Genomic DNA, 12,939 nt, shown 5'->3' with positions numbered 1-12,939 from the left:
CTTAAGTGCTGAATGAGTCATTGAGGTGGTTGAACGCTTGAGCACGTTCAACCACATGAACGAGTCATTCAGGTGGTCAACGGCGCGCTGGGTGGAGTGCCTACGTGGAGTGAGGGGAGCAGTGGGGGATACGGCCAACCGGGGGGCAACCGGCGCGCGTTCGGCCCGTGTTCTGGCAGTCTTGGGGGGTGCTGAAGCTTGCCGGGGCTCGGCTGCTCGACGAAGGCGATCTTCGGGCGGTTCGTGCCGTTCTGGACGCCGATCCCGTCGCGTCGTGCATGGTCTCCTCCCGGGTGGAGGTCGCGGGCACCGACCCGTGGCGCCTCGGCGGTGAGCTTTGGGGCTTCGGCAGGGACGGGATGTGCTTCTCCGGCGCGAACCTGGTGCCGCTCGCGGGCGGTCCCGCCGCGGTGCGCGCCTTCGCGGACCGGGCGCTGCGCCGCCGTCGCGCGTGCTCCTCGCTGGTGGGTCCGGCGGAGCAGGTCCTCGGCCTCTGGCAGGAGTTGGAGCCGGAGTGGGGCGCGGCCCGCGAGGTCCGCGCCGACCAGCCGCTGATGGCGCTGGCCGGTCCGCCGACGGTGCGGCCCGACGCGCTCGTGCGCCCGGTGCGGCCGGACGAGCTGGACCGCTACCTCCCCGCCGCGATCGCGATGTTCATCGAAGAGGTCGGCATCGATCCCCGCGCCGAGGACGGCGGTGTCGGCTACCGCGCGCGTGTCGCTGAGCTGGTCGCGGCGGGACGCGCGTTCGCCCGCTTCGAGGACGGCGAGGTCGTCTTCAAGGCGGAGATCGGCGCGATGTCGGCGCGGGTCGGTCAGATCCAGGGAGTCTGGGTGCGCCCGGAACGCCGAGGTCAGGGCCTGGGCGCCGCGGGCACGGCCGCTGTGGCGGACCGCCTGGTGCGCGGACTCGGCAGGGTGGCCAGCCTCTACGTCAACGGCTACAACGCCCCCGCCCGCGCGGCCTACGCCAGCATCGGCTTCACCCAGGTCGGCCAGTTCAGCACGGTGCTGTTCTAGCGGGCCGATCTAGACGGCTGTCTATGCGCTGTCGGTGCCCGCTGGCACACTGTGCGCCGTGTCAGCACAGCCACCACGCATCCGCTCGGCCAGGCTGTTCGCGGCCGCGCTCCTCCTCCTGCCCCTCGCGGGCTGCGGGCTGTTCGGCTCCGAGGCGAAGCCGGAGGTCGCGGCCCGCACCTTCCTCAACGCCTTCGCGGGCGGGGACACCACGACGGCGTCCAAGACCACCGACGACCCGCAGTCCTCGAAGGACCTGATGGAGAAGGTCCGCGCCGCGCTGAAACCGGTCGCGCTCAAGACGACCGTCGGCGAGTCGACGTCCAAGGGCGAGACGGCGACGGTGGCCTACACGGCCGAGTGGGACCTGGGGAAGAACCGGATCTGGGGCTTCAAGGGGACTGTGGAGCTGCGCCGGGGCGACAAGCAGTGGCAGGTGCACTGGACGCCCGAGGCGATCCACCCGAAGCTCTCCGCCCAGCAGACCCTCGCGCTCAAGGAGCAGCAGCCCGATCCGGCGCCGATCCTGGACCGCGACGGCGGATCGCTGCTCTCGCCGGAGAAGGTCGTCTCGGTGCTGCTCGACCGCAAGCAGGCCGGTGACCTGTCCGCGGTGGCGGCCTCGCTGGCCAACGCGCTGAACCGCTTCGACGGCGACATCACCCAGCAGTCCATTGTGGACAGAGCGGGCAAGACGCCGGAGGGCCAGGCCTACGCGGTGGCGCTGCTGCGCGATCCCGACTACCAGAAGGTGAAGGCGCAGATCTACGACCTGCCCGGGGTGCGGTTCAGCTCGCAGACCCGGTTGCTCGCGCCGGACCGCGCGTTCGCCTCCCAGGTGCTCCCGGGAATCCGCAAGGCCGTCGAGGACCGCATCGAGGGCAAGGCGGGCTACCGGATCTACTCGGTGAACGCGGGCGGCAACGAGGTCGAGACGCTGGTCGACGAGAAGGCCGTGCCCGCGCAGGCCGTCACCACCGCGCTCAGCCGCTCCGTCCAGACGGCGGCGGAGGACGCGGTCGAGCCGGTCGGCAACGCGGCGATGGTCGTGGCGCTCCAGCCCTCCACCGGCGACGTGCTCGCGGTGGCGCAGAACGGGGCCGCCGACGCCCAGGGCGCGGTCGCGCTGACCGGGCGCTACCCGCCCGGCTCCACCTTCAAGATCGTCACAGCGGCGGCGGCCCTCGGCGGCGGCGTCGCCGACTCCGGCACCGAGCTCCCGTGCCCCGGCACGTGGACGATCCAGGGGCGCAAGATCCCCAACGACAACGAGTTCGAGCTCGGCACCGTCCCGCTGCACCGCGCCTTCGCGCGCTCGTGCAACACCACCTTCGCGGAGCTGGCGACCAAGCTGCCCGCCGACGCGTTGACCAAGTCCGCCAAGCAGTTCGGCCTCGGCTCGGACTTCGTCATCCCCGGCATCACCACCGTGACCGGCTCGGTCCCGCCCGCCGCCGGGATCGTCGAGCGCGCCGAGGACGGCTTCGGCCAGGGCAAGGTGCTCGCCAGCCCGTTCGGCATGGCCATGGTCGCCGCGACCGCTGCGAAGGGCTCGATGCCGCTGCCCAACCTGATCCGCGGCGCCGCGAAGACCACGGTCGACGCCGAGCAGCAGCCGGTGGCGCAGCCCGTGCTCGACTCGGTCCGCACGATGATGCGCGAGGTGGTGACCGAGGGCACCGCGACCAAGCTCCAGCGCAACGGCGAGGTGCACGGCAAGACCGGGACCGCGCAGTTCGGCGACGGCACGCGCTCGCACGGCTGGTTCGTCGGCTACCGCGGGGACCTGGCGTTCGCGGTGCTGATCGTGGACGCGGGTTCCTCGGCGCCGGCGGTGGACATCGCGTCGAAGTTCCTCGCCGCCGTGCGATAGCTGACCCGTTCAGCGGGGTGCTACCGTGTAGCACATGAGTGCGGAGACCATCGGCGTGCGCGAGTTGCGGCAGAACGCGAGCAAGTACCTGAAGCGGGCCGCCGCTGGTGAGACGCTGGTGATCACCGAGCACGGTGTTCCAGTGGCCATGCTGGCGCCGCCGCCGAAACCGTCCCTGCGCGAGCAGTTGATCGCCAACGGCGAGCTACTTCCAGCTGGCGGCAGCAAGGACGCGTGGTTCGAGCCACCGCTGCCCGCCGACCCTGGAAAGCCGTTGTTGTCGGAGATCCTGCAGCAGATGCGGGACGAGGAGCGCTGGTGATCTACTTCGATTCGTCCGCCATGATCAAGCTGGTCCTCCAGGAGCCGGAGAGCGCGGCTTTCCGGGAGTGGGTGAGCGAGGTCAGGCACGAGACGTCGATCAGTAGTTCGCTGATCAGGGTCGAAGTGGTTCGAGCTGCCAGCCGGTACGGAACGGATGCCTCGGCAAGGGCGCGCTCGGTGCTCGCCGGGCTGGAGACGATGCCGATGACCTACGACCTGCTCGACGAGGCCGCCGCGCTGCCGTTGCAGGTCAAGAGCCTCGATGCCATCCACCTGGCGACGGCGATCCGGCTGCGCAGTGAGCTGAAGACGTTCGTCTCCTACGACAAGCAGCTCATCGCAGCGGCGAGCGTGGTCGGCCTGAACGTCGAGACGCCCGGGGCGTCGTAGGCTGGGGCCCATGCCCGTCAGTGCCCCCCTGAAGCCAGGTCAGCAGTCCCCGCGCCGCCCCGTGCCCTCGCACATCGCCCGGCCCGAGTACGTCGACAAGCCCGCCCCGACGCGCAACACCGATCCGTGGGTGCAGCCGGACGAGGTGATCGAGGCGATGCGCGTCGCGGGCAAGCTCGCCGCGCAGGCGCTGGAGGAGGCGGGCAAGGCGATCGCGCCCGGCGTGACCACCGACCACGTGGACGCGGTCGTGCACGAGTTCCTCTGCGACAACAAGGCCTACCCGTCGACGCTGGGCTACCGGCAGTTCCCGAAGTCCTGCTGCACCTCGCTGAACGAGGTCATCTGCCACGGCATCCCGGACTCCACGGTGATCTCCGACGGCGACATCGTGAACGTGGACGTGACCGCGTTCATCGGCGGAGTGCACGGCGACACCAACGGGACCTTCCTCGCCGGCGAGGTCGACGAGGAGTCGCGGCTGCTGGTGGAGCGCACCCGCGAGGCCACGATGCGCGCGATCAAGGCGGTCAAGCCGGGCAGGCAGATCAACGTGATCGGCCGGGTGATCGAGGCCTACGCGAAGCGCTTCGGCTACGGCGTGGTCCGCGACTTCACCGGCCACGGCATCGGCCGCTCCTTCCACAGCGGGCTCGTGGTGCTGCACTACGACGAGCCGAAGATGGACACCGTGCTGGAGCCCGGGATGACCTTCACGATCGAGCCGATGATCACGCTCGGCACGATCGACTACGACATCTGGGACGACGGCTGGACGGTCACCACCAAGGACAAGAAGCGCACCGCGCAGTTCGAGCACACGATCGTCGTCACCAGGGACGGCTCCGAGATCCTGACGCTGCCGTGATCGGAGTTCAGGCCGTGATCGAGTTCAGGCGCTGGTCGGAGGCGGACGCGGCCTGGTACGTCGAGCAGTCCAAGGACCCGGAGATCCTGCGCTGGACCACGGACGCCCCCGACCTCACCGTCGAGTTCGTGCGCGGGCGGATCGCCGAGCTGACCGAGGACTCGCTGGCCTGGATGATCGTCGACGCGGAGACGGGCGAGCCGCTCGGCAACGCGGCGGTGGACGTGAAGGGCGAGCTGGCCGAGCCCTCGTACTGGGTGGCTTCGTCGGCACGCGGGCGCGGTGTGGCCACGGCGGCGTTGCTGGAGATGTGCGCGCGAGCGCGGGCGGCGGGGGCCGAACGCGTCGAGGTGATCGTCCACCGGGACAACGCGGCCTCGGCGCGGGTGGCGGGCAAGGTCGGCTTCGTCGAGATCGAGTCCTTCGACAACCCCAAGCTCGGGCCGTGCGTGCGCTACCGGCTGGGCGGGTGAGCCGGGGCGGAGCGCTGCTCGTCGCGGGGACCACCTCCGACGCGGGCAAGAGCGTTGTGGTCGCGGGCCTGTGCCGGTGGCTGGCCAGGAAGGGCGTGCGGGTCGCGCCCTTCAAGGCGCAGAACATGTCCAACAACTCCGTGGTGACGGCCGACGGCGGCGAGATCGGGCGCGCGCAGGCGGTGCAGGCGGCCGCCGCTGGCCTGGAGCCGTCGGTCCGGTTCAACCCGGTGCTGCTCAAGCCGGGCAGCGACCGCAGCTCGCAGGTCGTCGTGCTGGGCAAGGCCCTCGGCCAGGTGAGCGCGATGTCCTACCGGCAGCGCAAGCTGGAGCTGGCCGAGGTCGTCGCGTCCACATTGGACGGTTTGCGGCAGGACTACGAGGCCGTGGTCTGCGAGGGCGCGGGCTCGCCGACCGAGATCAACCTGCGCGCCAACGACATCGCGAACATGGGCCTGGCCAGGGCGGCGGAGCTGCCGGTCTTGGTCGTCGGCGACATCGACCGGGGCGGGGTGTTCGCGCACCTCTTCGGCACGCTCGCGCTGCTCGACGCCGCAGACCAGGCACTGGTCAGCGGGTTCGTGATCAACAAGTTCCGTGGTGATCCGGCGCTGCTGGAGCCGGGGCTCGACCAGATCACCGCGCTGACCGGGCGGCCCGTGCTCGGCGTCCTGCCATGGCGCGAAGAACTGTGGCTGGACGCTGAGGATTCGTTGTCCTACACGGCGGACGGCGTCGTCGGCCGCCCCGCGCCGCCCGCCGGAGAGCAGTGGCTGCGCGTCGCAGTGGTGCGGTTGCCCAGGATCTCCAACGCCACCGACGTCGAAGCGCTGGCCTGTGAGCCCGGGGTCTCGGTCCGCTTCGTCACTGAGCCTTCCCGCATCGCGGACGCTGACCTCGTCCTGCTCCCGGGCTCGAAGTCCACAGTGGACGATCTGGAGTGGTTGCGCCGCACGGGTTTGGCCGAGGCCATCGCGCGCCACGCGGCCAAGGGCCTGCCTGTCGCCGGGATCTGCGGCGGCTTCCAGATGCTGGGCGCGCGGATAACCGACCGCGTCGAGTCGGCGGCGGGGGAGGTCGACGGGCTCGGCCTACTCGACTTCGACGTCGAGTTCCGCGAGCGCAAGACCCTTGAACGCCCAATGGGAACGGCGTTCGGCGAAGCGGTGCACGGCTACGAGATCCACCACGGCGCCGTCACGAGATCGGCCGAGAAACCCTTGGTGGAGCTGGAGAACGGGCTCGGCGAGGGCGCCCTCACGGACAACGTCATCGGCACGCACTGGCACGGCTTGTTCGAGAACGACGCCTTCCGTGCGGAGTTCCTGCGCTGGGCGGCCGAACGCGGCGGCAGGGACGGGTTCGCCGTGGCGGGCGGGGTGTCCTTCGCCAGGCTGCGCGCGGCGCAGCTGGACCTGCTCGGCGACCTGGTCGCGGACAACCTGGACACCGACGCGGTCATGCGCCTGCTGGAACGCGGTGCTCCCGGCGGGATGCGCACCATCCCGCCAGGAGCCTGATTCACGAGCTGGGGCCCCGGAACGCTTCGAGAACGGCCTTGGCGATCTTCTCCCCGCCGTCACCGAGCCTGGCCCGGTACTTGTCGATGATCACCTGCTCGCGGGAGGGGTCCACCCGGCCGCCGCCCGCAGACGTGCGAGCGCGCTGCACCGCCTCCGACGCCTCCTTGCGCTGGCCCAGCAGCTCGACGATCTGCCGGTCCAGGTCGTCGATGCGCGTCCGCTGCTGGGAGATCACGTCCGAGGGCGCTGGCGGGGCGGGAGGTGGTGTGCTCCCGCACGCCGACAACGTGAGAACTCCGAGCAGCGCAAGGACAACGCGCATCGCCGACCTCCTTGAGTCGTGGCTACGGGCAACCGTAGATCACAGCTCGACGCGCACGTCGTAGTCGCTCAGCCAGCCGTCCAGCGTCAGGATGACCTCCAGGGGGCGCCGCGCGGCGATCGAGGAGCCCCGGTCGAGCAGGCTCCGCGTCTTGTCCGGGTCCACCAGCTCGAACGCGCGCGAGGTCCCCGCGTGCAGGAGGGCGCTGACCCGGTCGTGCAGTGCGGAGTCATATCCAGTGTCCTGTGTGGACGGATACGGGCTCTTCACGCGGTCCACCACCGACTGCGGCAGCACGTCCGCGGTCGCCGCGCGCAGCAGGCTCTTCTCCCTGCCGTCGAAGGTCTTCATCGCCCACGGCGCGTTGAACACGTACTCGACGAGCCGGTGGTCGCAGAACGGCACGCGGACTTCGAGCCCGACGGCCATGCTCATTCGGTCCTTGCGGTCCAGCAGCGAGTTCACGAAGCGGGTCAGGTGCAGGTAGCTGACCTCCCGCATGCGCGCCTCCTTGCCGGACTCGCCCGCCAGCTTCGGCGCCTCGGCGATCGCCTCCGCGTAGCGCTGCTGGATGTAGCCGCCGATGTCGAGCTTGCCGACGACGTCCTCGCGCAGGAAGTCCGGCCGGTCGACGTTGCCCATGACGTGCATGGCCAGCCAGGGGAAGGTCGGCGCGTTCACGGCCTGCTCGTTGTGGAACCACGCGTAGCCGCCGAAGACCTCGTCCGCCGACTCGCCGGAGAGCGCGACCGTCGAGCGCTTCCTGATCTCCTGGAAGAGCAGGTAGAGCGAGATGTCCATGTCTCCCATGGAGATCGGCAGATCGCGGGCGCGGAGCACGGCCTTGCGCGCGCCGTCGTCGAGCAGGTCGGCGTTGTTCAGCACGATGTTGGTGTGGTCGGCCGCCACGTGCTCGGCCACGTCGGTGACGAAGGGCGCGTCCGGGCTCGGCCGGAACTCGTCGGCCTGGAAGTTCTCGGTGTAGCCCGCGAAGTCGACGGAGAACGAGCGCACCGGCACGTCGAGCGACTTCGCCGCGAGCGCGGTGAGGGCGCTGGAGTCCAGGCCGCCGGAGAGCAGCGTGCACAGCGGCACGTCGGAGATCAGCTGCCTGGCCACGATGTCGTCCAGCAGCTCGCGCACGGTGCTGATCGTGGTGTCCAGGTCGTCGGTGTGCTCGCGCGCTTCGAGCTTCCAGTAGGTGCTCTTCCGCAAGCCCGACCGCGACACGCGCACCAGGCTGCCGGGGCGGACCTCGTGCATGCCGTCGAGGATCGCCACCTCCGGCGTCTTCACGAAGGACAGCGCCTCGGCGAGGCCTTCCGCGCCGATGACGGCCTTGGCGAGCGGGTTGGCCAGGATCGCCTTGGGCTCGGAGCCGAAGAGCACGCCGTCGGCGGTGGGGTAGTAGTACAGCGGCTTGATGCCGAGGCGGTCGCGCACGAGCAGCAGTTCCTCGCTGCGCGGGTCCCAGATGGCGAAGGCGTACATGCCGTTGAGCCGGTCGACCAGGCCCGCACCCCACTCCAGGTAGGAGCGCAGCACGACCTCGGTGTCACTGCTGGTGGAGAACTCGTGCCCGCGCCGGATGAGCTCCGCGCGCAGTTCCTTGAAGTTGTACGCCTCACCGCTGTAGGTGATGACGGCTTCGACCTCGCCGTCCCGCGCGGCGACCATCGGCTGCGCGCCGCCGTCGATGTCGATCACCGAGAGCCTGCGGTGGCCGAGCGCCGCGTGCTGGGCGAACCAGCTCCCGCCCGCGTCGGGACCTCGGCAGACCATCGTCTCGGTCATCGCGGCGACCGCGTCCCGCTCGGTCGTCAGATCGTGCCGATAAGCCACCCATCCCGTGATTCCGCACATCGCAGATCCCCTTTTCTCGTGGATAACGACCACGTTACGACGCACAGTTGCGCGGCGCAACAGTAGGGAGGTAAGGTGCGTATGTGACAGAGCGGACAAATGGCTCAGGAATGACCGAGCTGGAGCAGCAGCTGACGCTGTTCGCGCGCAAGGCCGTCTGGCGGAGCTGGTCGAAGGGCTACCAGGGCCTCGACCACATCACCTACCCGTACCTGGCCGCTGTCGCGCTGCGGGGCGAGGGCCGCGTCGGAGACCTGGCCAAGCAGTTCGCCGTCGACAAGTCCACCGCGAGCAGGCACGTGGCGAAGCTCCAGGCAGCGGGCTTGATCGAGCCGGTGGAGAACCCGCCGGACGCGCGGTCGATCCCGCTTCGCGTCACCGCCGCCGGGATGCGGCTGCTCGGCGATGTGCAGGCCGAGCGCGCGGCATGGCTGCGCGCGGCGCTGGCCGACTGGGACGAGGAGGACCAGCGCGTCCTCGCGACGCTGATGGCCCGGTTGAATGCCGGGCTGGAGTCAACTCTGTGACCTGGTCAATTCTGTGACTTCTTGTCTTTTCCCGGGAGGTTTGACAACAGTTCTTCCAGGAAGCCGCCTGCTTCCCTGACGGCTTTTTCCGGGTCCTGTTCGCGCACGGCGTCGAGCAGTTCCGTGTGCGAGACGTGCTCCTCGGTGCGCAGGCTGGTGTCCACGGTCGCCGCGACGCTGGAGCGCACCGCCTCGGTGAAGCCGCGATAGAGCTCGGTCAGCACGTTGTTGTGCGAGCACTCCACCAGGAACAGGTGGAAGTCGGTGTCGAGCTGCACCATCAGGTCGAACTCGCCCGCCGCCAGCGCGGCGTCGCGCTCGGCGAGGATGCGCTCCAGCTCGGCGAGGTCCTTGGCGCTGCGCCGGGTCGCGGCTTGGCGCGCGCCCTCGACCTCCAGCGCTCGCCGCACTTCGAGCACGTCGCGCAGCTCCGAGCCGCACAGTCTGCGGACCGCGCCGGAGAGTTCGCTGGTCGCGCGGACGAACGTGCCGTCGCCCTGCCGGACCTCCAGCAGCCCGGCGTGCGCGAGCGCGCGAACCGCCTCGCGGACCGTGTTGCGGCCGACGCCGAGCGCGGTCACCAGCTCCGGCTCGGGCGGAATGCGGCGGCCGACCGGCCACTCGCCCGACGTGACCAGCGCGCGCATCTGTTCGATGACCTGGTCGACCAGGCCCGCGCGCCGGGTAGTGGCCAAGGGCACAGGCTCATCCTTTCATCCGAACATCCCATGTTTGTCATACTCGTTCGCGTGACGCTCTCGCCTCAGCTCGACCAGCCTGCCAGCACCCGGTCCGCGCCCGCCGCGAGCGTGGCCGGTGGACTGGCGCTGGTCGTGGGCGTGGTGCTGGCCGCGGCCAACCTGCGTCCCGCCGTGACCAGTCTGGCGGCGGTGCTCTCCGAGGTGCGGGACACGCTCGGCGTTTCCGCCGCATGGACCAGCGCCGTCACCGCGATCCCGACGCTGTGCTTCGGCCTGGTCGGCATGCTCGCCCCGTGGTTCAGCCGCCGCTACGGCGCCCGCACAGTGATCGGCGGAGCGCTCGCGCTGATCACGGTGGGCCTGGCGCTGCGCGTGGTCGACGGGCCGTTCGTGCTCGTCGCGGGCACGTTCCTGGCCTGCGCGGCGATCGCGGTCTGCAACGTCCTCATCCCCGTCGTGGTCAAGGATTCCTTCCCCGCCAGCAAGGTCGGTGCGGTCACCGGCGCCTACAGCGCGGCGCTGTCCGCCGGCGGCGCGGTCGCCGCCGCGTTCACCGCTCCGCTGGAGGAACTCGTCGGCGGCTGGCGCGGCGCGGTCGGCATGTGGGCGCTGCTCGGCGTCCTCGCGCTCGTCACCTGGTCGCTCGCCGGTCGCGGTCCCGCGCCGTCCGAGGCGGTCGTGGCGGGCGCGGCGCCTCGTCGTTCACTTCTGCGCAGCCCGTTGGCTTGGGCTGTCACGGTTTTCTTCGGTTTCCAGTCGCTGGTGGCCTACACCGTCATGGGCTGGCTCCCGGAGATCCTGCGTGACACCGCAGGCGCCTCCTCGACCACGGCCGGGCAGCTGCTGGCCATCGTGATGGTCCTCGGCGTGCCGGTCTCGATGATCGTTCCGCCGCTGGCCGCGCGTGCCCGCTCCCAGTCCCTGTGGGCGATGTCGATGGCCTTCACCGGCTTCGTCGGCTTCGCCGGACTGCTGCTCTGGCCCACCGCCGCGACCGGCCTGTGGATCTTGCTGATCGGCATCGGCATGGGCGTGTTCCCGTTGGCGCTCACCCTGATCACGCTGCGGGCGCGCACCGGCCAGGACACCGCGCGGCTGTCCGCGATGGCGCAGAGCGTCGGCTACCTCATCGCGGCCGTCGGCCCCTTCGCGGTCGGCCTCCTGCACGGCCTCACCGGCACCTGGACCGCGTCCCTCGTGCTGGTCCTCGTGGTCCTCGCCGCCCAGATCCTCCTCGGCCACATCGCCGGCCGCCCCCGCTACGTCTGACCCCCGCGCTCCGCCCACCAGCTAGAATGGGTGGTCTAGGCCTTCCCGTTTCGTACTCCTAGCGGGATTTGGGAGCGCTCTCTTTCCCGAGTGGAGTACGAAATGGGTTCTGGCGTGCCTGGGGTGAGGTGTGTGCGGAACGTGTCGTCGGCCGCCTCACACGGGTGTGGGGCGGCCGACGACGGTTTGGCTAGTGCTTCACGGGGAGCTTGAGGAGGGCGTTCTCCACCAGCTCCGGCATCGTGGGGTGAATCCAGTACTGGCCGGTCGCGATGGTCCGCGCGGTCTGGCCGAAATGCATGGCCTGGATCAGCGGCTGGATCAGTGTTCCCGCTTCCGGGCCGATGATGTGCGCGCCGAGCAGCTGGCCGGTGTCGGGGTCGGCGATCAGCTTGCAGAAGCCCGTCGTGTCCTCCATCGCCCAGCCGTAGGCGATGCCCGCGTACTCCTGCACTGCGGTCACGTAGTTCACCCCGGCCGCGCGCGCCTCCTGCTCGGTCAGGCCGACGGCGGCGATGGTCGGCGAGGAGAACACCGCGTGCGGCACGAAGCGGTGGTCGGAGGCGAGCAGCTTCTCCGGCTGCAACAGGTTGTGCTGCACCACGCGGGACTCGTGGTTGGCCACGTGCTTCAGCTGGAACGGCGAGGAGATGTCGCCGAGCGCCCAGATCCCGTCGACCCCCGTGCGCTGGAACTCGTCCACCACCACGCGGCCGTCGGGGTGCGTCGCCACACCCGTCGCGGCGACGTCGAGCGTGTCGGAGTTCGGGGTGCGCCCCACCGCGACGAGCAGTTCCTCAGCCTCCACGACCTCGGCGCCGTTGGGGCCGTTGAGGTGCAGCCGCACCACGCCGTCGACCCGCTCCGCGCGGACGGTCTCGCGGTTCAGGCGGAGGTCCCACCGCTGCGCGGCCAGCTCGGTGAAGCGCGCGGAGACCTCCTCGTCCTCGGCGCGCAGAACTGTGCCGGAGCGCGCGATCAGCGTGACGTCCACGCCGAAGGAGGAGAACACGTGCGCGAACTCCGTCGCGACGAAGCCGCTGCCGAGCACGATCATCCGCCTGGGCAGCTCGTCCAGCCGCATCACGGTGTCGTTGGTGTGGAAGCCCGTTTCGACCAGACCGGGGATCTCCGGGACAACCGCCCTGCTGCCCGCCGCGAGCACGAAGCGGTCGGCGGTGATGACCTCGCCCGTGCCTGTGTCGAGCTGCTTGGGGCCGACGAACTTCGCCTCGCCGGTGAACACCGTGACGTTCGGGCAGTCCTCCACGCGGTAGCGCTTGCCGCCCGCCGCGATCGGGTCGATGCGGCCGAACACGCGGTCGCGGATCTCCGGCCAGCGCACGCCGTGCAGCTCCGAGTCGACACCGAGCTTCGTGCCCGCCGCCGGGGTGCTCGCCACGTTCGCCGTGTGCACGAACATCTTCGTCGGGATGCAGCCGACGTTGAGGCACGTCCCGCCGAAGACGCCCTTCTCGACGATGGCCACGTTCCAGTCGTCGAACCGCTCGTCGAGGATCGAGTTCCCCGAGCCGGTGCCGATGATCACCAGGTCAAAATGCCGCACGGTGCGTCCCTTCGAGATCCGTCGAGCCCGACCGTACCCGCGCCCCGTCCGTCCCAAGTGTCCGGAAGGTTCGTGGCACTTGTCACGGCAACCCCGCTGTCGAGCTCTTCCGCCGAGTACAACGGATTCATGCGGCTCTTGTCTTCCCGTCGAATGCTGGTGGCGACCGTTCTGGCGCTGGCGTTCATAGCCGCCTGCGGTGCTCCGCCGTCCCCTCCAC

13 protein-coding genes are annotated in these 12,939 nt (G+C 70.1%); 9 read left to right on the top strand and 4 right to left on the bottom strand.

Going from position 1 to position 12,939, the window contains the following annotated elements; genetic code table 11:
- The first annotated feature begins 188 nt into the window (after positions 1-188).
- Genes CCN37_RS33035 through CCN37_RS33005 form a run of 7 tightly spaced genes read left to right on the top strand, consistent with a single transcriptional unit; the run spans position 189 to position 6,467 of the window.
- On the top strand, positions 189-1,019 hold the full coding sequence (locus CCN37_RS33035) for a DUF4081 domain-containing GNAT family N-acetyltransferase (protein WP_168200981.1): 831 nt from the start codon (positions 189-191) through the stop codon (positions 1,017-1,019).
- 58 nt (positions 1,020-1,077) lie between these two features.
- Entirely contained in the window at positions 1,078-2,892 is a 1,815-nt protein-coding gene (locus CCN37_RS33030) for a penicillin-binding transpeptidase domain-containing protein (protein ID WP_246843456.1), read from the top strand.
- Positions 2,893-2,926: 34 nt separating this feature from the next.
- Positions 2,927-3,214 (top strand): type II toxin-antitoxin system Phd/YefM family antitoxin, encoded by a 288-nt coding sequence (locus CCN37_RS33025; RefSeq protein WP_086828532.1) that lies wholly within the window; start codon positions 2,927-2,929, stop codon positions 3,212-3,214.
- A complete protein-coding gene (locus CCN37_RS33020) occupies positions 3,211-3,606 on the top strand; it encodes a type II toxin-antitoxin system VapC family toxin (RefSeq protein ID WP_086828530.1) in 396 nt (131 codons plus the stop codon). Before CCN37_RS33025 ends, CCN37_RS33020 begins: the two co-directional genes overlap by 4 nt.
- 10 nt (positions 3,607-3,616) lie before the next feature.
- Complete coding sequence (map, locus tag CCN37_RS33015; protein ID WP_086828528.1) at positions 3,617-4,474, top strand: type I methionyl aminopeptidase; 858 nt, start codon at positions 3,617-3,619, stop codon at positions 4,472-4,474.
- Positions 4,475-4,488: 14 nt separating this feature from the next.
- The gene (locus CCN37_RS33010; protein WP_168200980.1) at positions 4,489-4,947 is read left to right on the top strand and encodes a GNAT family N-acetyltransferase; all 459 of its coding nucleotides are present in this window, start codon (positions 4,489-4,491) and stop codon (positions 4,945-4,947) included.
- Positions 4,944-6,467 carry a cobyric acid synthase gene (locus CCN37_RS33005; RefSeq protein ID WP_086828525.1) on the top strand — a complete coding sequence of 508 codons (1,524 nt, stop codon included), beginning with the start codon at positions 4,944-4,946 and terminating at the stop codon, positions 6,465-6,467. The genes CCN37_RS33010 and CCN37_RS33005 overlap by 4 nt, the downstream gene beginning before the upstream one ends.
- Before the next feature lies 1 nt (position 6,468).
- On the opposite strand, the gene CCN37_RS33000 is transcribed toward CCN37_RS33005, so the two are convergent.
- A complete protein-coding gene (locus CCN37_RS33000) occupies positions 6,469-6,792 on the bottom strand; it encodes a chorismate mutase (protein ID WP_086828522.1) in 324 nt (107 codons plus the stop codon).
- A 39-nt stretch (positions 6,793-6,831) separates the two neighbouring features.
- A complete protein-coding gene (asnB, locus tag CCN37_RS32995) occupies positions 6,832-8,655 on the bottom strand; it encodes an asparagine synthase (glutamine-hydrolyzing) (protein ID WP_086828520.1) in 1,824 nt (607 codons plus the stop codon).
- A gap of 110 nt (positions 8,656-8,765) precedes the next feature.
- Between asnB and CCN37_RS32990 the strand changes: the two genes are divergently transcribed.
- Complete coding sequence (locus CCN37_RS32990; protein WP_086828518.1) at positions 8,766-9,182, top strand: MarR family winged helix-turn-helix transcriptional regulator; 417 nt, start codon at positions 8,766-8,768, stop codon at positions 9,180-9,182.
- 5 nt (positions 9,183-9,187) lie between these two features.
- Here the strand turns inward: CCN37_RS32990 and CCN37_RS32985 are convergent, their stop codons facing one another.
- Entirely contained in the window at positions 9,188-9,883 is a 696-nt protein-coding gene (locus tag CCN37_RS32985) for a FadR/GntR family transcriptional regulator (RefSeq protein ID WP_086828516.1), read from the bottom strand.
- Positions 9,884-9,931: 48 nt separating this feature from the next.
- Between CCN37_RS32985 and CCN37_RS32980 the strand changes: the two genes are divergently transcribed.
- Positions 9,932-11,152, top strand: a complete 1,221-nt coding sequence (locus CCN37_RS32980) for an MFS transporter (protein ID WP_246843455.1) — start codon at positions 9,932-9,934, stop codon at positions 11,150-11,152.
- Positions 11,153-11,342: 190 nt separating this feature from the next.
- Here the strand turns inward: CCN37_RS32980 and CCN37_RS32975 are convergent, their stop codons facing one another.
- Positions 11,343-12,719, bottom strand: a complete 1,377-nt coding sequence (locus CCN37_RS32975) for a mycothione reductase (protein ID WP_086828512.1) — start codon at positions 12,717-12,719, stop codon at positions 11,343-11,345.
- Positions 12,720-12,939: the final 220 nt, after the last annotated feature.

The organism is Allokutzneria sp. NRRL B-24872, from assembly GCF_002155965.1.
Taxonomy (GTDB): domain Bacteria; phylum Actinomycetota; class Actinomycetes; order Mycobacteriales; family Pseudonocardiaceae; genus Allokutzneria.
This window is presented reverse-complemented; position numbering and strand designations above follow the sequence as displayed.

Excerpts from the sequence above, each read along its gene's own strand:
- CCN37_RS32990 (WP_086828518.1), top strand. The coding sequence starts at position 8,766 with ATGACCGAGCTGGAGCAGCAGCTGACGCTGTTCGCGCGCAAGGCCGTC.
- CCN37_RS33000 (WP_086828522.1), bottom strand. The coding sequence starts at position 6,792 with ATGCGCGTTGTCCTTGCGCTGCTCGGAGTTCTCACGTTGTCGGCGTGC.
- map (WP_086828528.1), top strand. The coding sequence starts at position 3,617 with ATGCCCGTCAGTGCCCCCCTGAAGCCAGGTCAGCAGTCCCCGCGCCGC.
- asnB (WP_086828520.1), bottom strand. The coding sequence starts at position 8,655 with ATGTGCGGAATCACGGGATGGGTGGCTTATCGGCACGATCTGACGACC.
- CCN37_RS33025 (WP_086828532.1), top strand. The coding sequence starts at position 2,927 with ATGAGTGCGGAGACCATCGGCGTGCGCGAGTTGCGGCAGAACGCGAGC.